Origin of the sequence: Paracoccus sp. 228 (assembly GCF_000967825.1) — a bacterium.
In the GTDB taxonomy this organism is placed as follows: domain Bacteria; phylum Pseudomonadota; class Alphaproteobacteria; order Rhodobacterales; family Rhodobacteraceae; genus Paracoccus; species Paracoccus marcusii.
Genome location: NZ_JYGY01000007.1, coordinates 61,118 through 82,128, shown reverse-complemented (window position 1 = coordinate 82,128; position 21,011 = coordinate 61,118). Strand labels below are relative to the sequence as shown.

Genomic DNA, 21,011 nt, shown 5'->3' with positions numbered 1-21,011 from the left:
CACCGCTCCAGTGGCCTCTATCCGCATGCGGTCAAAGAACCGCTTGCGATTTTGGGAGGAAACCATGAGTCCGACAACCATCACTCTTCTGCTTCTTGCCTTCGCAATCGTCATGTTCATCTGGGAACGTATCCCCTTGGCGTTGACGGCGATGATCGTCTGCGTCGCTCTGGCGATCACAGGTGTTCTCACCCCCGCTGAAGCCTTCGAGGGCTTTGTTAACAGCAACGTCATCCTCTTCGTGGCTATGTTCATCATTGGCGGCGCGCTGTTTCAGACCGGAATGGCCCGCGAGATTGGCGGCCTTGTCACAAGGTTCGCGCGAACGGAGCGCCAGCTTGTCGTGGCGATCATGCTCATCACCGGGCTGATGTCGGGTCTGCTTTCGAACACCGGAACCGCAGCAGTGCTGATCCCGGTCGTGATCGGCATTGCCGCACGGTCAGGCTTTGCTCGCTCGAAGCTGTTGCTGCCCATTGTCTTTGCGGCCGCCATGGGAGGCAACCTGAGCCTTATCGGGGCACCAGGCAACCTCATCGCTCAAGCCGCCCTCGAGCCGCAGGGCCTTCGGTTCGGCTTCTTCGAATACGGCTACATCGGGCTACCGATGCTTCTGGCCGGGATTCTGTTCATGGCCACGATTGGCCTTAAGCTCCTTCCCGATCATAGGGTGGAGGGCGAGGACCTGTCGACGGCATCCGACAGCCATTCTAAGCCCGAGATACCACAGTGGAAAAAGAACATGGCCTTGGCCGTTCTCATCATCACTGTCGTAGGTATGGTGTTCGAAAGCCAGATCGGCATCCGCCTGCACGTGACCGGCGCAATAGGCGCGATCGCCCTGATCTTGTTCGGCGTCATAACTGAGAAGCAGGCATACCAGTCAATCGACGCTCGGACGATCTTCCTGTTTGGAGGCATACTTTCGCTGGCTACTGCAATGGAGACGACAGGGGCGGGAACAGCAGTCGCCAACGCGGTCCTGGGGCTTCTCGGACCTGACACGCCGATGTTCCTCATCATGCTGACGATCTTCCTGATCGCGGTAGCATTGACGAACTTCATGTCGAACACCGCCACCACCGCTCTGCTGGTTCCAATCGGCCTGTCGATCTCGACCACGATCGGGGCCGACCCGCGTGCGGTTCTTATGGCCATCGTCATTGGCGGTTCGCTTGCCTACGCCACGCCTATCGGCATGCCTGCCAATGTCATGGTTCTTGGACCAGGGGGCTACACCTTCAAAGACTATGCCAAAGCGGGCTTGCCGCTGATCCTCGTGTCGACCATCGTCAGCATGACCCTTCTGCCGATCCTCTTCCCGTTCTTCCCGTAGGAAGCATCGATCACCACCCCACCAAAACGGCCGTAGAAGCACTCCTGCGGCCGTTTTCTATTGCCCAGGTTGGTGAGGAACTGAGGCTGTGGCTATCACTGTCTGCTTTGCGTCAGCTGCAGCGCAGGACTTATCACACAAATGGGCAATAGTGCTTTTGCTGAATCGGCATTCGCTGGCATCAACACGAACGGCAGCAAAGGGCTCAGAGGGGTCATATGCTGCATCACGCGCGAGGGTCTGCTTCGCTGTTTTGGCGAAACCTCTGCGTCATTTAGCGCTGGATAAGTCGCGCCAAGTAGCGCTGGAGGTCACAGCAACGTCACGGAAACGGTCGGTTTTCTTGCGATCTGATTCTCTAGTGCCAGCGGTCCATAGGGCGCCAGAAAACCCGTTGCAGAAATCAGCGTCAAGTTGCGGGGTCTGTGTTGTCTTTCTTGACGATGCCGAAGTGGCTGCCTTGCCTTTTCAAGTCCCCCGTTTACTTAACGGCCTATAAGAGTTCTTGCCTTGCCGCGTATAGCGGACAGCTCCTCCGCTGAAATCTTCCCCTTGGCTTTGGCCTTTCGGGCACGCCAGTCCAGAGACTTGACCTGATCAGCCAGAACCGCGCTGTCCCGTGTGTCGTCTATCGGCACCTCAAAGGGATAGCCTTTGCGTTTCGTGGTTAGCGGGCAGCACAACATTAGGCCAATACGATTGTACGCAGCCGGCGATAACACAACAGCGGGACGATGCCCGGCTTGCTCATGACCGGCTTGGGGTGAAAATTCCAACCAGACGATCTCACCTGCCTCCGGCACATACTCCGCCATCAAAGCACTTCCTTTCCAATGGGCATGCCAAAGTCCACGTTTTCATGAGTATTCTCGGGAGTGATAGCCGCAAGCAACTGCGCAAGATCATAGTCCTCGCTCTCGATCGGCTCGATAACAATACGTCCGTTGTCCTCCCGCACCTCGACGGCTTGATCCAGTCGCAATCCAGCGGCAACCATAACCGAGGCCGGTATGCGCACCGAAGCACTGTTTCCCCATTTCTTGACCACTGCGCGCATCTGAACCTCCTGTAGATACAGTGTAGATACTACTCTGCATCTGGGTATGTAGCAACATCGTATCTACATTGGTGTCCGAAAGGGGATCGTTGAGAGGACGGCCAGCTTGGCTCTGAACAGGTCCCTTGAAGGCTAGCAAATGCTGGCGGAACAAAATCTCAGATGAATGGTCCGATATTTTTTGCAATGAAGGGGCGGCTACTGTTACAGATTAGGCCATGACACAGATTTTGATCGGCTACGCCCGCTGTTCCACCGACAAACAAGACCTTGCTGCGCAGAAGGGCATCCTTGCAAGCTTCGGCGTTGCAGCCGATCGCATCTACACCGACCACGGCTTTACCGGTACGAACCGCGCCCGCCCTGGTCTCGATCAGGCGCTTGCAGCCTTGCGGGAGGGCGACACGCTGGTCGTGCCGAAGCTGGACCGCTTGGCGCGCTCTGTTCCTGACGCCCGCGACATTGCCGATAAGCTGGCCGCGCGCGGGATCAAGCTACAGCTAGGCAGCGCTATCCATGATCCGGCCGACGCCATGGGCAAGCTGTTTTTCAACATCCTGGCGACCTTTGCCGAGTTCGAGGCAGACCTGATCCGGATGCGGACACGCGAGGGCATGGCCGTGGCCCGCGCCAAGGGCAAGCTGCGCGGCAAGAAGCCGAAGCTGTCGGATCGCCAGCAGCAGGAGCTGCGGCGCATGTATGACACCGGGGAGTATTCTATCAGTGATCTGGCTGAGGTGTTTTCGATCTCGCGGCCGACCGTGTATCGCACCTTGGGCCGGCAGGCGGCGGCAGCGTGATGGCGGATGATCCAAAGCCCCCACGGCCACCGTCGCTCAAAAGCGAGACCCGCCAGACGAGCTGGCGCCTCACCAACCTGCCGAAGTACCAGGCGCATCTTGCGGTTCAGCGGGCGCTCATGTCTGGCGCACTGGAAAAGCAGGGCTGCGAAGTCTGCGGCGCTGCCAAGGTTGATGCCCATCACGACCGATACGATGAGCCGTTAAACGTGCGGTGGCTCTGCCGCAGCCACCACGTCAAGCTGCACCATTACGGTGAAGATATGTTTCCTGTCGGTCGCCTCGGAGACGAACTTAAAGAGTGAGTAGGAAAAGGAAGGGGGGGCGTTCAAGGGGAGTGTCTGAAACACTGTGTATCTGACCTGGCCCATGCGGTTTTCAGATACGGTCAGGCATCGAAGCGCCCTGCGAACATTATGGCCAGCTGATTTCGTGCGGCAACCCACTCCCGGACAGCGCGGCCGCCCTTCTCGAAGTTGCGGATAGCGAGGAAGATCAGCTTGATTGCAGCCACCTCGGTCGGAAAGGAACCCTTAATCTTCAGGGTTTTCTGCAGCACCCGGTTGAGCGACTCCACGGCGTTCGTGGTGTAGATGATCTTCCGGATTGCGGCGCTGAAGGCAAAGAACGGGATCACCTCGGCCCAGGCCCGTCGCCAGGCTGGGGCGATGGACGGGTATTTCCCGGCCCATGTCCCCTCGAAGTCATCGAGCCGGTGGGCGGCCTCCTCGGCAGTCGGGGCCTCGTAGATCGGGCGCAGGTCGGCGGCCACAGCCTTGCGGTCTTTCCAGCTGCAGAAGTTCATGGAGTGCCGGATCAGGTGGACGATGCAGGTCTGGACCGTGGTTTCGGGGAAGGCGGCGGTGATCGCCTCCGGGAAGCCCTTCAACCCGTCCACAACGGCGATCAGGATGTCCTGGACGCCGCGGTTGCGCAGCTCGTTCATCACCGACAGCCAGAACTTGGCACCTTCGTTGTCGGCGATCCAGAGCCCAAGAACCTCGCGCTCGCCCTCCCGCGTGACGCCCAGGGCGATGTAGACCGCCTTGTTCCGCACCATCCGGCTGTCAGCGTCGCGGATTTTCACCCGCAGAGCGTCGAAAATGACGATCGGATACATCCGGTCCAGCGCCCGGTGCTGCCAGTCCCGGACCTCCTCCAGAACGGCATCGGTGACGCGGCTGATCAGGTCCGGCGACACCCGTAGTCCGTAAAGCTCCTCGAGATGTGCCTGGATGTCGCGCACCGAAAGCCCGGCAGCATAGAGCCCGATGATCTTGTCATCCACTCCGTCGATCCGGGTCTGGCCCTTCCTGACCAGCTCGGGCTCGAAGCTGCCGTCCCGGTCGCGCAGCACCGCCAGCGGCACCTCGCCATCCGAGCCCTTCACCCGCTTCGTCGCGGTGCCATTGCGGCGGTTGGCCTGGTCGGGCGGCGGCTCGGCCCCGGCCTCATAGCCCAGGTGCGCGGTCAGTTCGGCCCCAAGCATCCGCTCCATCAGCCGAGCCTTCAGCTCCTTCATCAGCCCGGCATCGCCGAGCAGATCCTCGGGCCGCTTGCAGCCCTTCAGCAACTCGTCCAGCAGCTCGTTGGAAATCGTCATCATCCTTGCTCCTCTCAGGAAGCATGGACCGGGTCAGTCATACACAGAAGACCGGACACTCTCCGTTCAAGCACCCGACATTTTCATCCGTCCTTCCTCATTCTCTACTCTTGCTCTCGCTGGCTCGCCATGGCCCGGGCAGGGCCACGCGTTCGCTTCGTTGCAAAGATAAGTTGAACCAGCCGGAACGAACTCCCTTTCTCAACGGTTAGCAACACTGGTGTATTTAATTCCTCAAGGCGCGAGGACGGATCCATGATCGTCGCCGTCGGGTCTGCTCTGCGAGTTTGCAGTGCTTAGGTTTGGAGACAGGCATGATCAACCATCCCACTCGTCGAACCATCCTCTCAATGATCGGCGCGGCCGCAGGCAGCAGTGCCATGTATGCGGCGATGACATCCTTGGGTCATGCGGCCGAATCGCCCTACAATGGGCCGATCAAGCTTGACGGAGATCCCAGGGGAGCCAAGGTCCTGATCCTGGGGGCCGGTCTTGCTGGCATGACTGCAGCGTTGGAGTTGCGTGCGGCAGGCTATGAAGTCGAGATCCTAGAATACCGTGAAAAGGCCGGTGGGCGTTGCTGGACCCTGCATTCGGGCGACAGCTACACCGAACTGGGCGGCGCCACCCAGAAGGTCGATTTTGCCGAAGGCAACTATTTCAACCCCGGCCCATGGCGGATCCCCCATCACCACCACGCACTGCTGGATTATTGCAGGCGGTTGGGGGTTGCGCTTGAACCCTTCATCCAGGGCAATCAGAACGCCTATCTGCATTCCTCGAACGCCTTCGACGGCAAGCCGATGCGCTTCCGGGAGATCAATGCGGATTACCGCGGCGGCATCTCGGACCTTCTGGCCAAGGCCACCAACGCAGGCGCCTTGGATGAAGCTGTGTCCCCCTCCGACCGCGAGGCTTTGATGGCCTCGCTGAAATATTACGGCGTGCTTGACGATGAGTTCAACTATCGCAAAGGCGATCATTTGTCAGCATATCGGGGTTGGGCGAAATGGCCCGGCGGCGGGGCCGATGCCAGGCCTGAACCGTCCGAGCCGATCGACTTCGCCACCGTGCTGCAGTCGAAGCTGTGGAGCAAGCTGCTTGAGGATCAGGTGACCGATCACCAGGAGACCATGTTCCAGCCTGTTGGCGGCATGGATCGCATCGCGGCGGCCTTCGAGAAGCAGGTCGGCGATCTGATCAAATATAATTGCAAGGTCACGCAGATCCGTCAGAACGATCAGGGCGTAACTGTCACCTATGTCGGATCGGACGGCACGAGCGAGCCGCGTACTGCGTCGGGCGACTGGTGCGTGTGCACCATCCCGTTCTCGATCCTCAGCCAGATCGAGGCCGACCTCTCGTCCGAAATGCAGAGCGTCGTCGACAACATGCCCTATGCTGAAGGGACGAAGTTCGGGCTGGAGTTCAAGCGCCGCTTCTGGGAGCAGGACGAACATATCTATGGCGGCATCACCTATACCGACCTGCCGATCACGCTGATCAGCTATCCGTCCACGGGTTATCAGTCAGATGGGCCAGCCGTTTTGCTGGGCGGCTATCCATGGGGGGCCATCTCCAACCAATTCACTGCGATGAGCCCCGAGGATCGCATCAAATGGGCGCTCGAATACGGGTCCCATATCCATCCGCAGTACATGGACGAATTCAAGACCGGTGTCAGCGTAGTCTGGCACCGGGTACCCTGGACGCTGGGCTGCTATGGCCTGTGGCGCGACCGTGAGGCGAACTACGACCAGGCGACCAGGATCGACGGGCGCATCCTGATGGCGGGTGAGCATGTCTCATACCTCCCTGCCTGGCAGGAAGGCGCGATCACCTCGGCGCTTGACGCGATCTCGCGTCTGCACGACCGCGTCATCAACGGCTGAACGGAGGCAGGACAATGCGTTTTCCAATGACACTGGCGGCCTTGGCCCTGGCCGCCGCTCCTGCACTAGCCGCGGCCCAGGAGCGGGCCAACGACAACTCATCGGCACCACAAACGTCTGCACCATCCCCTACAGCAACAGGGGACGGGGCGCCGGCAGCAGAGATTGAAACCTTTCAGCCCACCCCCTTCGAGTCCCGGCTGTTCCAGGATCCCGACAAGATCACACAAACCGAAGGCGAGGATATCTATCGGGCCCTCTGCGCAGGCTGCCACATGCCGGATGCCAAGGGCGCGGTTGGGGCAGGCATGTATCCCGCCTTGGCCGGCAATGAAAACCTGATCGTCGGGGATTACCCCGTCTCTGTTATCGTGAACGGCTTGCACGGAATGCCTCCCTTCCGGCACGTGTTGGACGACCAGCAAATCCTTGCCGTGGTGGGGTATCTTCAGGGCACGCTTGAGGATAGCGAGGTTTTTCCGGCCACGCTTGAAACGGTTCAGGCAGCGCGTGAAGCTGCCGGTCCGTTGCCTGAATGAACCCAAAAGGAACATCCGTATGATCCGTCTCAAAGTCAGCCTGGCCACACTAATGCTGGCGGCGGCGCCCGTTGCAGCCATTGCCCAGGATGCAAGCGTCATCCGTCATCCAATCCCGGATTCCGACTTTCCCATCGCGCAGGCAATCGAAATTCCGGCCGATGCCACCCGTGTCCTGGTCAGCGGCACCGTTCCCGCCTCTGCCGATAATTCGGCCGATCCGAACAGCATCGCCGCTTATGGCGACACTGAGACACAGACCGTGTCGGTTCTGAAGCAGATCGAAGCGAAGCTTCAGGACATGGGTTTGTCGATGGGGGACGTGGTCAAGATGCAAGTCTATCTGGTGGCTCCGTCTGAGGAAGCTCCGATGGACTTTGCTGGATTCATGAAAGGCTATACGCAGTTCTTCGGCACTGATGCGCAAAAGAACCTGCCTACCCGATCGGTGTTTCAGGTCGCCGGTCTTGTGAATCCAGGTTGGCTGGTCGAGATCGAGGTTGAGGCGGTGCGGCCTTGACGCACCGCCCGTCGCCTTATGGGGCAAGCCGATATAAGCTTTGCGTTTCGGCTTGTCCCCTTCGACATCCGGCAGCCGGGAGATACCATGACGCTGCAGACACCGGTGCAGCGCTGATCGCGTCAGGTGCGGGATAGATGGCTGCAGAGCGAAGAGGCAGTCATCCAGTGGCAGCAACGTGTGCCGCCGGAACGCAACGACCATTGCCTCTTCTGCCTCGGTCAAGGTCGTTGAACGAGGTTCCTTTGGCCCGGTCTTCAGATCCTCGATCGTCGCCCGTTTGCGCCACTTCGCCACTGTCTTGGGATTGATGCCGAACTCCCGGCTCAGCGTCGCGAGCGAAGCCTGCGATCGCTGTATTGCTGCTCTGACAGCGTGCGTGGTCGTGGCGCTTCCGTGACGAACTTGTCCCATAGGGCATCCTTCCATTCCTGAGAAAGGATCGCACCATCAAACCATGGGATCAAACACATAGAGTGTCAGCATTTCTCGCCTTGGCCACCGCAAAAATATGGCTGCCATACTTTGTCAACAGGGCCTAATGTCGATTGATCCTAAGCCTGACCCCGCCCATCTAATCATAAGACTTCCAGCCAACATGCTCACTCCAATCGCGAGGAGGAGGGGGCCGGCGAACTCCTCGGCCACTGTACCCGACGTCGAGGAAACCGATAGCAACATCAGGCTGAATTCTCCCCCGTTGGCCAAGATGACTCCGGTCCGCAATGAGGTCTGAAGCGCTTCGCCGAATAGTCGGGCGACGACGAAAACAATCAGCGTCTTTCCGCAGAGTATTATTGCAAGCCAGACCAGCACGGCAGGCCATTGAGATGGAAGGATCCAAAGTGGCAATTGCGTTCCGATGCCGACGAAGAATATCCCGACAAACAAATCGCGGAAAGGCCGTATCTCGTTCTCGACAGCATGGCGCGCGTCTCCCTCGCCGATGATCATGCCGGCCGCGAATGCGGCGAGTGCCGGAGAAAGGCCGGCAGTGGCCGCGACAATCGCGGACCCTAGTGCAATGGTGAGCGCGAGAAGCTGGGCAAGTTCCGGATCGCCACGCGACGCTACCCAACGGGCCAGCAACTGCAACGGGCCACGCGCAATGAACAGAGCTGCAACCAATGCCGTTGCACTGGCGACGACCGTTATCACGCCATGTCCCTCGGCGGCTCCGCTCATCGAATCGTGCAGAAGCAGGAATGCTACAGCTGCCAAGTCTTGAAACAGAAGCACTGCAATGGCCAGACGCCCTTGGGCCGATCCCAGAGCGTTCGCGCTTGCGAGCACCTTGAGGCACATGGCCGTCGATGACATGGCAACGGCCCCGCCGATGAGGATAGCGGGGACGGGCGCGAGATCGAAGATCAGACTCGCTATCAACGACACCGATATCGTCGTGACTGCAACCTGCGCGGCTCCAAGACCGAAGACATGCTTCCTGAGCGTTACGAGCTTCTCGAACGAGAATTCCAGGCCAAGAGCGAACAGCAGGAGTACTACTCCGATCTCGCCGATGCTGCTCAGGGCAGCGTTTTCGGCAATCAGGCCGAGGCCGGCAGGTCCGATGACTATGCCGGCAAGAATGTAACCGACGATACTGGGCATGCCGATCCGTGAACATATCGTCACGAGCACGAACGCGGCAAAGACCAACAAGGCCGCACTTTCAATAAATCCGGTCACGCCATGCATGTTCTTGTCCTTCTTGTCCTGATGGCATGGCGCAGGTAAGGCCAATACCTGTAAACTCTAGACGTGCGACCGCGCCCACTGCGCTATCTGCGCGGCAGGCATTGCACCGCTCGTCCTCGCGATTTCCTTGCCGCTCCTGAACAGGATCATGGTGGGAGTGCCGCGGATCCCGTAGCGGCCGGCAATCTGCTGTTTGGCCTCGGTGTCGAGCTTGCCCAGGCGGACATGGGGTTCGAGCGAGCGCGCCGCCGCCTCGAACTGGGGCGCCATCATCTTGCATGGCCCGCACCACTCGGCCCTGCGTGAATCTACCCGGTCCGAGCCGATCTTCGACGGCGGGGCCGAAGATCCACAGCGTCCACATGTTGAGGATGAGGTGAAGCCAGCCCGCATGAAGGAAGATGTTGGTCAGGAACGGGGTCCAGTCGGACGGGGCGACGAGGCGGAGCTGACCGAAGACGCGCGACGGCACTAGCGCGAAGTCGAACGGGAACCGGTCGAGCACGCGCGGCGGCAGGCCGACCTGATAGAGGAACGCAAGGGCGCTGATCCCAATGACCGACCAGACGACGATCGGCGGGTATCGGCGTGCGACGGTGTCAGCCCACGGGAACATGCGACGCCTCGTCGCGCCTGTGGCCGGCCGTCGTCACGGTTTCTTCCCTGCGACTGTCACACCCGTCCACGCCGGAGGATCAGAGGCAGGAAAGGATTCGAGCGAGGCTTCGAGGACCGGGTCGAAACTCTCCCTGTCGCTGGTAGACGGGTCGGCCGTGCTCTCATGCTGGACGCCTCTTGAGAGGCGGCGATCGGGGCGGAACGGGACCCGGAAGGCTCCCGGGGCATCGACGCCCCTGTGCAGCCGGTGGCGCGTCTCCCCCGCCCACGGGTTCGCCGCACGGGCCTTTCCGACGTCCTCGCGCACGACATATCGCCAGTCCTGCCGCTCGGCGAAGTCCACGGCGCTGTCGCGGTCGGGGAATTTCAGCCGGATCTGGCGATAGGGATCGTCGCTGGAGGTATGTCCCATCAGCGGGTCGATCTGCGGCGGCCGGGACGGCTCGAACTCCAGGACCCAGTAGTTGGGCCGAGGCGCCGATGTCATCGCGGAACGGGCAGGACGGTAGATGATTGCCGTCGGCACGTCCCAGGATGGCAGATCGGTTCCGGGAATTTTCGGCGGGAATGGTGGACGATTATGGCCGCGCATATCAGTTCTCCCGGGTGTCGGTGGATACGAGAAGGTGACGTTCGAGATCGTCGAGTTTTTCCATTCGCCTCGAATTCAGGCGAACGGCGCGTTCGGTGTTCTGCGAAGGAAAGGCAGCAGCGTGCAGCACGTCCGACCGCATCGCTATCGTAAGATCGGCGACGGCATTCATCACGCGCTCTCCGTCCCCGTCCGAGAGCGTGCCGTCAGCAAAACCGGACTGCAAGCTCTCCAGTACCTGCTCGAAGCTGGACACGACCCCTGCACTCGCGACCACAGCCAGCTTGTGGCTGAGAACACGCAGTTCATCGATCAGCCTCGCATCGTGCCTTGCGGTTTCCACGATCTCTGCGACCTTCTCGATGCAGGCCATGTAAATGTCGCATTGCTGCTGGAGGATGATGACCCTTCCTTCCTTGCGAAGCTCGAGATCGGTCTGGCGGTTGAGAAGCGCCGCGGTCAGAATGATCGTCACGACAGCGCCGAGAAAGATGAGCGTCATCTCCTGCGCGAAAGGCAGCGTGTCTTCGGCAAGATACATCGAGCGAAAAACGAAAACGATGCCGATGCCCAAGGCAGCGGCCGCAGCCGCAAATGCCAAGTCAGGCAGGCGGTTCGACATCAGCACCTCGCATTTTCGGTGTCAGGTGGCATGCACGGCTTTGCATCGGCGTCCGGCGCCTCTGCGTCCCGGTGCCGCAGGAAGATTGGCGTCGGACCGCTGCCGAACGGATTGAAGCCGGTGCTCAGGCAACGGTCGAAGATCGTTTCGTCCCATCGGGTGAAATCGTGCTCCTCGCCGGCAAGTCGCCCGTCATCCACCACAGGGCACCTCACGCCTTTGCCGATGGGGGAGCGTCATCGAAGGCCGCACCGTCCGAACGATCCGCCTTGCGAAGCCGTAACCCGAGGAGGATCATCATCACCCCGAAGAACGCGGCGTAGAAGCCGATCAGCCAGCCGAGCGCGAGGAAGCTTTCGACCGGGCGCGTCAGCAGCATCCAGGTCACGACGACACCGAGAACGACCGAGAGAAGGCCGCTCAGGATCAGCCAGATTTCGCCGTCGATTTCCTTTCGCAGGCGGATCGCTGCCGCGATCTCGAGGGCACCCGAGAACACGGACCAGAAGGCGATGCTGGCCCAGAGGAATGTCGCAAGCACAAGCGTCGCGACAAAAGGCGAGACAACCACGACGACGCCCGTGGCGATGCCCAGAATGCCGCTGAACATCAGCCAGCCCCAGCGTTCGCCCTTGCGGATGTTACGTATCGCGGCGACGAGGCCGAACGCGCCGTCGGCAAAGGCGAACGCGCCGAAGACCAGCGTGAGCGCCAGAAGCGATTGCGCAGGCATGACGAAGGCTAGCACTGCGATGATCAATGCGAGCACGCCGCGTAACACAAATGCCCACCAATTCCGGGACAGGCTGCACAGCATGTCCTGCATCTTGTCGGTCGGGTTTTCAGAGGCTGTGGTCATTGGTCGATCTCCTATTCAGTTCCATGTCAGGTGTCGGAGCCGGCCTCCTCGCCGGTTAGGGCGGCGGCCACGCGGCGGCGATCCTCGATCGGCTGAGGCAGACGCTGCGTGTGAGCGATTTCCCGTTCGATGGGCGCGCGGCCTGATGGATCTCTGACCAACCCGGCTTCGGCAAGCCTCGCGCGTAGTGTCGCGCCCGCATTTTCTGCGATCTCGGCGACCTCTGTCTCGGTCAGGCCGAAAAGGTCTGCCGTCTCCGCGATCGTGGCGTCTTCCAGGTACATCCGATACAGGACGCGGCGCTCGACCGGAGCAAGATCTGCGATAGCCCGGTGCAATGCCATGGCGATCTTATGACGATCCACTTCGGTCTCGAGGTCTGTGCCGCCGTCGTCGGCGATGAGGTCCTCCAGCATCAGCACTTCGTCGGGCTGGTAGAACTCGAACATCGCCTGATCCGCCTCGGTCGGATCCTCCGCCGGGGCCTCGGGTTCCGCCTCGATGGAGGCGGCATCCTCAGGCACGGCGCGGCGGGCGGCGCGGGATTCTTCCTCGATGGTCTCAAAAGCCAGCCGTTTCAGCCAGTCGCCGACGGAAAACTCCGAAGGCCGATCCTCGAAGCGGGCCAGCCCCTTGAGGATCGTCGCATCGACGATATCGCGAACGCTCAGGTAGCCAGCCGGCACAGACCCGCTACACTCGAGATAGGTCAACTCGCGCCTGACGGTATCGTAGACCGTATCGAGATGATCCTCGATCAGGTCAAAGAAGAGCTGGCGCCGGTCCGCTTCCGCCGCATCCCGCGCGGGCGACAGCGGGGCGCCGATCCGGCGCCGGCGGGCGGGACGCTTGTATTCAGGCTCGTGCTTGAGGCGCGCCACATGCCGATCGACCTGGTGGCGCAGGTCGGCAAAGGCCTTGCGCAGGACAGGCTCGATCTCGAATCCCTCTTCCCGCGCCGCGATCACGCCCGACGGCAGTTGCAGGCGCAGGCTGACTTCGATGCGCTTCTTGCCCCTCGTCTGCGAGGCAACGACTTCGAGCCGGACCAGATCCTCGCGAAAGCGCGCAAGGTGCGGTTCAAGTTGCCGCACTTCTTCCTCGATGACCTCAGGCGCGCGCTGTTGGCCGTGCCGGTCGAGATTGCGGAATGATCTAATGACGTTCATGCCGTGGACCTTCCTATAACTCTCCGAAGAGATGGTCCGGCGCGACCGATATCGCGCCGGGCCAGTCTTTTGCGCTGTCACTCGGCGGACTTGTCGTCCTTGGACTGCACCTCATCCCCAACGCTGGGCTTCGGAACGTCCGTGTTGTTTTCGGCAACTTCGCTGGGCTCCTCGATCCCGGCCTTGGCCTGATCGTCCGGGCTGTCGTCACCGGTGTCCTTTACGATCTTTTCGAACACGACCCTCTGTTCGTCTTCCGACCAGGCGACGCGGACCTTGTCACCATCCTCGATCCGCCCGGAGAGCATCTCGCGAGCCAACTCGGTCTCCAGCTCCGACCGGATCAGCCGGCGCAGCTCGCGGGCGCCGAATTCGGGGCGGAAGCCGACCGCGCCGAAGTGATCCACGACGCTCACGTCCAATTCGAGTTCGACGCCCTGGGTAAGGGCGGTCCGCTTCACCCGGTTGAGCTGCAACTCGACGATCTGGCGGATCTCCGACTGATTCAGCGAATGAAAGACGATGATCTCGTCGATCCGGTTGATGAACTCTGGCCGGAAATGACCGCGCAACACCTCCATCAGTTCGGATTTCTGCTTGGCCTCGTCGAACTCACTGCTGCCGCGTTTCGTGAGGTTGCGCTGGATGATGTCGGAACCGAGGTTCGAGGTGGCGATGATGATGGTGTTGGTGAAGTCCACCACGCGGCCCTTGCCATCTGTCAGGCGGCCATCGTCGAACACCTGAAGCAGGATGTTGTACACATCCGGGTGTGCCTTCTCAATCTCGTCGAGCAGCACCACCGAATAGGGCCGGCGGCGGACCTTTTCGGTCAGCTGGCCCCCCTCGTCATAGCCGACGTAGCCGGGAGGCGCGCCCACCAGCCGGGCGACCGAGTGGCGCTCGCCATACTCGGACATGTCGATGCGGATCAGCGCATCCTGGTCGCCGAAGATCACCTCCGCGAGCGTCTTGGCCAGTTCCGTCTTGCCAACCCCGGTCGGCCCGAGGAACAGGAAGGTCGCAGTCGGACCGGATCCTTCGCGCAGACCCGCGCGCGCGAGACGCACCGCATCGGCCACGGCGCGGATCGCTTCTTCCTGGCCGATGACGCGCTCGTGCAGCTTCTCCTCGAGCTTGAGGAGCTTGTCCTTCTCCTCGGCGGTCAGCTCCGTGATCGGAACGCCGGTGATCTTGGAGACGATCTGCGCGACGTGATCGGCGCGCACCTCGGCGGTCGCCGAAGCCTGGTCGCGCTTCCAGATTTCCAGAAGCTCGTCCAGCTCCTTCTGCTTCTGCTCCAGCTCCTTCTTCAGTTCTGCTGCTCGGTCGAATTGCTTGCGGGCTGCGGCATAGTCCTGCTCGCGCCTGATCTGCGCGGCTTCGGCCTCCAACTCCTGGACGTCCACAGGGCGCGCTGTGGCACTGATCTTCACCCGTGCGGCTGCCTGATCGATCAGGTCGATCGCCTTGTCGGGCATGAAGCGGCCAGTGATGTAGCGATCAGAAAGCTCGGCTGCCGCGACGATGGCCTCGTCGGTGATCGTCACCTTGTGGTGCGCCTCCAGCGTGTCGCGCAGGCCGCGCAGGATCATGATGACCTGAGCTATCGTGGGTTCCTCGACATAGACCGGCTGGAACCGTCGCTCGAGCGCCGCGTCCTTCTCGATGTATTTCTGGTACTCGTTGAGCGTCGTCGCGCCAATCAGGTTCAGCTCGCCCCGCGCCAGCGCCGGCTTGAAGGTGTTGGCGATGTCGAGACCACCTTCGCCACCGCCCTGGCCGGCGCCGACGATGGTGTGCATCTCGTCGATGAACAGGACCAGGCTGTCCTTCTCCTCGGTGATCTCCTTGAGGATCTTCTGGACTCGCTCCTCGAATTCGCCGCGATACTTCGACCCGGCCACCATCGAGTTGATGTTGAGCTCGACCAGCCGCTTGTCGCGCAGCGCCTCGGGCACTTCGCCCGCGACGATCCGTTGTGCAAGTCCCTCGACGATGGCGGTCTTGCCCACGCCGGGCTCGCCGATCAGCACCGGGTTGTTCTTTTTCCGGCGGGCCAGCACTTCGATCGTCGTCTCGATCTCGCGGGCGCGGCCGATGACGGGATCGAGCTTGCCATCGCGGGCGAGCTTCGTCAGGTCACGGCTGAACTGGTCGAGATCGGGTGTGTTCGACGGAGTCTCGACGCGGCCTTCCTCGGCTCCCTTGCCGACCACCTTCGTCACCTGCTGACGCAGCGCCTGCGGCGTCAACCCCAGCTTGCGCAGCATCGCGGCCGCAAGGCCTTCGCCCTCTTCGGCGAGCCCGATCAGCAGATGTTCCGGCCCGACATAGGAATGGCCAAGCTCGTTCGAGGCGATGAAGGCCCGGTTCAGCGCGTCCTTGAGACGCGGGCTGACGCCGATTTCGCCTTCCGTCTTGGCGTCTCCACGCTTCGCTTCCTTCTCGATCTGGCGCCGCAGATCGTCCACATCGACCTTGAACTGTTCCAGGATCGTCTTGACGACGTCAGACGAGGTCAATGCCAGAAGCAGATGTTCGGTATCGACCTCGCTGCGCCCGAATTCCCCGGCCTTCTGTGCCGCATCCTGCAGCAGCTTGTTGCCCTGTTCGCTCAGCCGGTCGGCGATGGTGCGTCCGCCGCCGCGCCGCGATCCACGCCGCGGCGCGCCCTCGCCGACAGTGGCGTCGACGACAGCGTCATCGCCATCACCTATAGAGCCGAGCGTGCCGCCTTGCAGCGGACTGTCACCAAAGAGGCTGCCGAAACCGCTCTCGCCGAAGAATTCGTCAAGAAGGGAACGCCGTCCGAACAGGGACTCCAGCGGCGAGGCGCTGCGCCCCGACCGGCGCGCCATTTCGCTGTAATGCTGGTTGCAAAGCTCCATGTTCTGAACCCTGCCGTTCACCGAGGCGCGCACGCGCGCCGTCGCCGGGCGACCGCAAATATCGCAAGCTCCGTTTGCCATTCGTCTTCTCCGTTTCATTATCCAGTCAGGGTTGGTCGCCGATCATCTGCGCCAGTGACAGTGTCACGCAGCGACCGCTTCCGTTCTTTTCACCTTGGACCCAATTGCCACAAGATCGGGCTCGTCCACGGTCTCTCGTTGCAGGAGACCCTGCGCCGATTGCTCGAGAAGATCCAGTCTTTCTTTCCATACCGATTTGCTCCCTCTAGCGTGAGTGCTGCGCACGTATGCGTTCGAGAAGTGCGAGAAGAACACGCCTCTCGTCGACTGATAGGTCCGGTAAGATGTCTTCCTTCAACGCCGCTCGTCAGGGGTCTAGTTATCGCAAGCTTTTCTGCGTCTTTCTCGTCGGCACAACGGTCTGCGACCGCCGCTCATTTTATGACGGCGACCGCTCAACCCAGCCCCCGCGCCATGCGGTCCACGAGTTGCCCTCCAGCCGCGCCGTGAGGTCGCTGATCACGAGGCCGGGGAATCGTCCACATGGGCGGCTGCCATCCACGACTGTCGCGTCAGACCGGTCTCACGCCTTTCATCGTCGATCCGCTGCTGGATGTGCTGGGCGACCCGATGGATCGTCGTCCCGATCAACGCATGGTCGGATGCAATCATCATTTGACCTCCAAGGATCTGTTGGCCGTCGCGAAGCTCCATCAGACGCCGCTAGAAATTGAAATGCTAGCATAAATTATACCTGCGTGGTATCCTTGTGAGCGTAGAATCGAAAAGGTTTCGGGATCGATATCTCTTGCCGTGGCGATGGAACCGCGAAAGCAGTGTTTTCCTGCACGACGTCGTTGAGCCACAGGAGACCAGCAATGCTCTATCCAACATATCTACGCCGCAGCGACCCCTTTGCGCTGATGCGCTCCATGATGCGCGATCTCGACCGCGGTTTCTGGCCGTCGCCGTCTCGTGCGGCATTCCCGACAGTGAATGTCTGGCAGGATGCGGAAGCCGTCGCCATTACTACCGAACTTCCTGCCATCGAGCCGGGCGATATCGAGATCGCGGTCAAGGACAACGTCCTGACGATTTCGGGCGAACGAACGGCGTCCGAGGTGTCCGAGGGCGCGCGCTGGCACCGCAGAGAGCGCGGGTATGGCAAGTTTTCTCGCGCGATCCGTCTGCCCTTCGCGGCCTCGGATGACAAGGTCGAGGCGAAGATGGCGAACGGCGTACTGCGGGTCGTCATCTCCCGGCCTGAGGAGGAGAAGCCGAAGAGAGTTGAGATCAGGGCAGCCTGAGAAGGGCTGGAACGATGAGCACCGACATCACGCAAGCCACCGAAAAGACGCCGACTGACGCGCCTGAAACCGCCGGCGGCGGCCGCATCTACCACCCGCTGACCGATATCGTCGAGACCGATCAGTGTGTCTCCATGATGGTCGAAATGCTTGGTGTCGCCGCCGATGCGGTCGAAATCACGCTTGAAAACCGCGTGCTGACGATCCGCGGCAAGGTTGAGCCGATGCGGCCAGAAAACCTGGAACTTGCCTATGCTGGACGTGCCGAGGGCGATTTTGAGCGTGACTTCACGCTTTCCGAGAACTTCGACCCCGACAGGACCGAAGCCGAGATGCGTGGAGGCGTCCTCACTTTGACGCTCCCCCGAGCCCCTGAGGCGCAGCCGAAAAGGATCGCCGTCAAGGGCGCCTGAAAATCGAAGGAGACACCATCATGCAGATCAAGGACCTGATCCCCTGGGCGCGCAAGGACGGCGCGCCAGACGCCAAGAGCAGCGAAGACAACCCGATCGCGACGCTCCAGCGCGAAATGAACCATGTGTTCGAGAACTTCTGGAACAGGGTCGGTCATTTCGAATGGCCCTTTGGTAGCGGCGAGGCGAAATCCGACGTGGTCGAGACCGACAAGGCGATCGAAGTGTCGATCGAACTGCCGGGCATGGAGATGAAGGACATCGAGGTGACGGTCAACGATGACATGTTGACTGTGAAGGGGGAGAAGAAGATCGAGCGCCAGGAGGAGAAGAAGGGATACTACCTCTCCGAGCGCAGCTACGGCGCGATCTACCGGACAATTCCGCTCCCCCCCGGTGTGGATGGCGAAAAGGCGCAAGCCTCCTTCAAGAACGGGGTTCTGACGATCAAGCTGCCCCAGACTCCCGAGGCGCAGGCCAAGGTCAGGAAAATCGCGGTCAAGGAGGCCTGATCCGGGCATTGATCGTGCCAACTCTGCGGCGAAACCGCCGTAGAACCAATCACAGCCGAAAGGAACAGACTGATGAAACTCAGGAATCTTTACGCGGGAACAGCTTTGGCCCTGCTGATTGTCAGCGCCGGCCCTTCCTGGTCTCAGGATACGGCTCAGGCGGAAGCTGAAGCGCAGGCGGTCAACCGGGAGCAGGTCGAAGAGAGCGTGACCGCCGAAACCGATTCACAGCTCGCCGATAAACGCACCGCCGTGATCCAGGAGGCGGTCGACGCGCTCCATGAAACGAACGCTGCGATCGCCGCGATCGAGAAGGGCGATATAGATGCGGCGATTGCTGCGCTCGCGTTGGCCACGGGGAAGCTCGAGACCGTCCTCGCGCGTGAACCGGATCTCGCTTTGGCGCCCGTACGGATCGATCATGTCACCTATGACGTTCTGGGCAGCGTCGAAGCCGTCCGAGGACTCGGCAAACAGATCGCGGACTTGGTCGACGATGGGAAGTTCCAGGAAGCGAGACCGCTGCTGAGCGGGTTCGCGTCCGAGGTTGTCATCCGGACAACCAGCCTTCCGCTTGCGACCTATCCCGACGCGATCCTTGCAGCGACGGCACTGCTTGATGACGGAAAGACCGACGAAGCGATGACGGTACTCAACGCCGCACTGAGCACCCAGGTGGTGACCGACATAGTGATCGCCCTGCCTCCGCTCAGAGCCGTAGCGATGATCGAGAAGGCCAAAGCTCTGCTCAATGACGACGGTGAGGCGGCGAACGACAAAGCCGCTACTGAAGATGCCGATCTGACGGCCGCCGACTATGTTGAGGCGGCACGCCAGGAACTCGAAATCGCCGAAGCGCTCGGCTACGGCCGCGAAAGCGATTTCGAGGATCTGCATGAGGCGCTGGATGAGTTGGACCGTCAGATTGAGGCGCAGGAGGATACCGGAGGGATCTTTGACCGTATCGACGATGGGTTTGGACGCCTGAAAGAGCGGCTGTTCAATCGAAACAGTGACATCTGACTTTGCTCATGTCTCAGGTTTGAACGCGGAGGGCTCTTGTGGCCCTCCGCACATCAAAACAGCGAAGGATACCGATCATGACCTCTGAACAAGAAACTATTCAAGAGACCGAAACGGCCGGTGATGCCACGAAGTCTTCCACGGAATTGGCAGAGAAGGCTGGGGCGACCAGCGGCAACGATGCACCGCGCGAACACGTCGACGGCAGTGTTTCGGAACATGTCTCCGCTGAGCTCTCCGATCGCAGGGATCAATTGATCAAGGAAGCGGTCGATGCTCTGGCAGAAACAAAGGTAGCGATCGAGGCCTTGCATGAAGGGAATAAACAGGACGCCATCGACGCGTTGGCCCGGGTGACTGGAAAGCTTGAGACGGTTGTCGCGCGAGAGCCGGACCTCGCAATGGCCCCTGTCGCCGCTGACTATCGCATCGTCGACTTGATTGCTACGCCGGAAACGGTACGAGATATCGGCATCTTGATCGAGCACCATGTTCGCCGCGGAGACTTTCAGATCGCGCGATCGCTGATGCGTGATTTTGCCAGTGAGATCGTGATCGAGCTCAGGGCATTGCCGTTGAAGACCTACCCTGACGCGATCCTCGAAGCCACGCGTCTGATTGATGAAGGCAAGACAGAGGCGGCAACCACGATCCTCAACACAGCCCTGTCGACAGTCGCAGTTGTTGAAACCGTCGTCCCTCTTCCAACCGTGCGGGCCAAAGCGATGATATCCAAGGCCAAGGCGCTACAGGCAGGTGAGGCTTCCGATGCTGACGGAAAACCGTCTCTGGATGACTATATCGAAGGAGCCAGGGTTGAATTGGAGATCGCAGAAGCACTGGGCTACGGGCGTAAAAAAGACTTTAAAGACCTACATAATGCGATAGCGGATTTGAAGAAATCGCTAAAGGACCGCAAGAAAGCGGCCGGGATCTTCTCAAAGATAGCTGATCACTTCGAAGACTTGAAAGCCCGATTGTTCGACGCGTCGCGATAGACTTCCCACCACGCGGATCAGTGCGTTTCAAATGGATAGGCCAGAACGCTGCATGACACGTTCTGGCCTTTTTTGATGAATGATCTGTAGTGGTTCGGATCTCACCGGCTCTGTTGCGCAAATCGGGTGATAGCCGAGGTTCCCCTTTCCCCGGACGGACTTATCCCTTTCCCCCGTCAGCGCCTATGGCACAGATTTAAGGTTGTGATTTAAGGAGGATTTGGGCTTCGTCGTAGTGACGAAGGAACGAAGATGAAGCCCAAATCCTCCAATTCAAAATCGCCGACCAAGCCCCCTGCAGAGCGCGTGGTCAAGGACATCCGGCGTCAGACCCGCCGCCACTTCTCGGCCGAAGACAAGATCCGCATCGTGCTTGAAGGTCTTCGCGGTGACGACAGTATCGCCGAGTTGTGCCGCAAAGAGGGCATCGCGCAGAGCCGGTCCTCAGCCGCCAGTAGATGCCGTTCAGAACCCGCCGGTCATCTACCCGCGGCACCCCGCGCGGCTTGTTTGGACCTGCACCGGTTCTGTTCCGGTCACG

Annotated in this window: 22 protein-coding genes and 4 pseudogenes; 13 read left to right on the top strand and 13 right to left on the bottom strand. The window is 60.7% G+C overall.

Annotation, left to right across the window (positions count from 1 at the left end; genetic code table 11):
- Window positions 1-64 precede the first annotated feature (64 nt).
- Complete coding sequence (locus SY26_RS18245; protein ID WP_046001715.1) at window positions 65-1,336, top strand: SLC13 family permease; 1,272 nt, start codon at window positions 65-67, stop codon at window positions 1,334-1,336.
- Window positions 1,337-1,821: 485 nt separating this feature from the next.
- Here the strand turns inward: SY26_RS18245 and mazF are convergent, their stop codons facing one another.
- Window positions 1,822-2,151 carry an endoribonuclease MazF gene (mazF, locus tag SY26_RS18240; RefSeq protein WP_046001714.1) on the bottom strand — a complete coding sequence of 110 codons (330 nt, stop codon included), beginning with the start codon at window positions 2,149-2,151 and terminating at the stop codon, window positions 1,822-1,824.
- On the bottom strand, window positions 2,151-2,393 hold the full coding sequence (locus SY26_RS18235) for an AbrB/MazE/SpoVT family DNA-binding domain-containing protein (RefSeq protein WP_046001713.1): 243 nt from the start codon (window positions 2,391-2,393) through the stop codon (window positions 2,151-2,153). The genes mazF and SY26_RS18235 overlap by 1 nt, the downstream gene beginning before the upstream one ends.
- A 218-nt stretch (window positions 2,394-2,611) precedes the next feature.
- Here SY26_RS18235 and SY26_RS18230 point away from each other — a divergent pair, with 218 nt between their 5' ends.
- Together SY26_RS18230 and SY26_RS20655 are read left to right on the top strand one after the other, a co-directional pair.
- Window positions 2,612-3,193 (top strand): recombinase family protein, encoded by a 582-nt coding sequence (locus tag SY26_RS18230; protein ID WP_046001712.1) that lies wholly within the window; start codon window positions 2,612-2,614, stop codon window positions 3,191-3,193.
- Window positions 3,193-3,498 (top strand): hypothetical protein, encoded by a 306-nt coding sequence (locus tag SY26_RS20655; RefSeq protein WP_046001711.1) that lies wholly within the window; start codon window positions 3,193-3,195, stop codon window positions 3,496-3,498. The genes SY26_RS18230 and SY26_RS20655 overlap by 1 nt, the downstream gene beginning before the upstream one ends.
- An 83-nt stretch (window positions 3,499-3,581) precedes the next feature.
- Here the strand turns inward: SY26_RS20655 and SY26_RS18220 are convergent, their stop codons facing one another.
- Window positions 3,582-4,796, bottom strand: coding sequence for an IS256 family transposase (locus SY26_RS18220; RefSeq protein ID WP_046001770.1), 1,215 nt, complete (start codon window positions 4,794-4,796; stop codon window positions 3,582-3,584).
- A 314-nt stretch (window positions 4,797-5,110) separates the two neighbouring features.
- On the opposite strand from SY26_RS18220, the gene SY26_RS18215 reads away from it, so the two are divergent.
- From SY26_RS18215 to SY26_RS18205, 3 genes are read left to right on the top strand one after another with little or no spacing between them, the layout of a single operon-like run.
- The gene (locus tag SY26_RS18215) at window positions 5,111-6,688 is read left to right on the top strand and encodes a flavin monoamine oxidase family protein (RefSeq protein WP_232303398.1); all 1,578 of its coding nucleotides are present in this window, start codon (window positions 5,111-5,113) and stop codon (window positions 6,686-6,688) included.
- 26 nt (window positions 6,689-6,714) lie between these two features.
- On the top strand, window positions 6,715-7,227 hold the full coding sequence (locus SY26_RS18210) for a cytochrome c (protein WP_052715373.1): 513 nt from the start codon (window positions 6,715-6,717) through the stop codon (window positions 7,225-7,227).
- Between the two features lie 19 nt (window positions 7,228-7,246).
- Window positions 7,247-7,747: a RidA family protein gene (locus SY26_RS18205; RefSeq protein ID WP_046001709.1), complete on the top strand. Its 501-nt coding sequence runs from the start codon at window positions 7,247-7,249 to the stop codon at window positions 7,745-7,747.
- A gap of 21 nt (window positions 7,748-7,768) precedes the next feature.
- On the opposite strand, the pseudogene SY26_RS20650 reads toward SY26_RS18205, so the two are convergent.
- The 9 genes and pseudogenes from SY26_RS20650 to SY26_RS18165 form a co-directional block, all read right to left on the bottom strand.
- A pseudogene (locus SY26_RS20650) lies at window positions 7,769-8,161 on the bottom strand (IS481 family transposase); the annotation flags it as partial.
- A gap of 114 nt (window positions 8,162-8,275) precedes the next feature.
- Window positions 8,276-9,445, bottom strand: coding sequence for a cation:proton antiporter (locus SY26_RS18200; RefSeq protein WP_046001708.1), 1,170 nt, complete (start codon window positions 9,443-9,445; stop codon window positions 8,276-8,278).
- Window positions 9,446-9,502: 57 nt separating this feature from the next.
- Window positions 9,503-9,838, bottom strand: a complete 336-nt coding sequence (locus tag SY26_RS22075; protein ID WP_045983525.1) for a co-chaperone YbbN — start codon at window positions 9,836-9,838, stop codon at window positions 9,503-9,505.
- Window positions 9,759-10,061 (bottom strand): annotated as a pseudogene (locus SY26_RS20645) (rhomboid family intramembrane serine protease); the annotation flags it as partial. The gene SY26_RS22075 and the pseudogene SY26_RS20645, both read right to left, overlap by 80 nt.
- Before the next feature lie 33 nt (window positions 10,062-10,094).
- Complete coding sequence (locus tag SY26_RS18190) at window positions 10,095-10,655, bottom strand: NADH dehydrogenase ubiquinone Fe-S protein 4 (RefSeq protein ID WP_045983524.1); 561 nt, start codon at window positions 10,653-10,655, stop codon at window positions 10,095-10,097.
- Window position 10,656: 1 nt separating this feature from the next.
- The gene (locus SY26_RS18185; RefSeq protein ID WP_045983523.1) at window positions 10,657-11,277 is read right to left on the bottom strand and encodes a hypothetical protein; all 621 of its coding nucleotides are present in this window, start codon (window positions 11,275-11,277) and stop codon (window positions 10,657-10,659) included.
- Between the two features lie 211 nt (window positions 11,278-11,488).
- Window positions 11,489-12,136, bottom strand: coding sequence for an HdeD family acid-resistance protein (locus SY26_RS18175; protein WP_045983522.1), 648 nt, complete (start codon window positions 12,134-12,136; stop codon window positions 11,489-11,491).
- A gap of 26 nt (window positions 12,137-12,162) precedes the next feature.
- A complete protein-coding gene (locus tag SY26_RS18170) occupies window positions 12,163-13,305 on the bottom strand; it encodes a sigma-70 family RNA polymerase sigma factor (protein ID WP_045983521.1) in 1,143 nt (380 codons plus the stop codon).
- A gap of 77 nt (window positions 13,306-13,382) precedes the next feature.
- Entirely contained in the window at window positions 13,383-16,277 is a 2,895-nt protein-coding gene (locus tag SY26_RS18165; RefSeq protein WP_046001707.1) for an ATP-dependent Clp protease ATP-binding subunit, read from the bottom strand.
- Between the two features lie 483 nt (window positions 16,278-16,760).
- Between SY26_RS18165 and SY26_RS21290 the strand changes: the two genes are divergently transcribed.
- The 7 genes and pseudogenes from SY26_RS21290 to SY26_RS20640 form a co-directional block, all read left to right on the top strand.
- The gene (locus SY26_RS21290; protein ID WP_157020529.1) at window positions 16,761-16,964 is read left to right on the top strand and encodes a hypothetical protein; all 204 of its coding nucleotides are present in this window, start codon (window positions 16,761-16,763) and stop codon (window positions 16,962-16,964) included.
- A 131-nt stretch (window positions 16,965-17,095) separates the two neighbouring features.
- The gene (locus SY26_RS18155; RefSeq protein WP_045983519.1) at window positions 17,096-17,524 is read left to right on the top strand and encodes an Hsp20/alpha crystallin family protein; all 429 of its coding nucleotides are present in this window, start codon (window positions 17,096-17,098) and stop codon (window positions 17,522-17,524) included.
- Between the two features lie 14 nt (window positions 17,525-17,538).
- A complete protein-coding gene (locus SY26_RS18150; protein WP_046001706.1) occupies window positions 17,539-17,937 on the top strand; it encodes an Hsp20/alpha crystallin family protein in 399 nt (132 codons plus the stop codon).
- Between the two features lie 20 nt (window positions 17,938-17,957).
- The gene (locus SY26_RS18145; protein WP_045983517.1) at window positions 17,958-18,449 is read left to right on the top strand and encodes an Hsp20/alpha crystallin family protein; all 492 of its coding nucleotides are present in this window, start codon (window positions 17,958-17,960) and stop codon (window positions 18,447-18,449) included.
- A gap of 72 nt (window positions 18,450-18,521) precedes the next feature.
- A complete protein-coding gene (locus SY26_RS18140) occupies window positions 18,522-19,472 on the top strand; it encodes a YfdX family protein (RefSeq protein ID WP_046001705.1) in 951 nt (316 codons plus the stop codon).
- Between the two features lie 77 nt (window positions 19,473-19,549).
- Entirely contained in the window at window positions 19,550-20,470 is a 921-nt protein-coding gene (locus tag SY26_RS18135) for a YfdX family protein (protein ID WP_052714917.1), read from the top strand.
- A gap of 252 nt (window positions 20,471-20,722) precedes the next feature.
- Window positions 20,723-20,908: pseudogene (locus tag SY26_RS20640) on the top strand (IS3 family transposase); the annotation flags it as partial.
- Here the strand turns inward: SY26_RS20640 and SY26_RS21285 are convergent.
- Window positions 20,904-20,984, bottom strand: a pseudogene (locus SY26_RS21285) (IS5/IS1182 family transposase); the annotation flags it as partial. The pseudogenes SY26_RS20640 and SY26_RS21285 sit on opposite strands and share 5 nt — an antisense overlap.
- Window positions 20,985-21,011 lie beyond the last annotated feature (27 nt).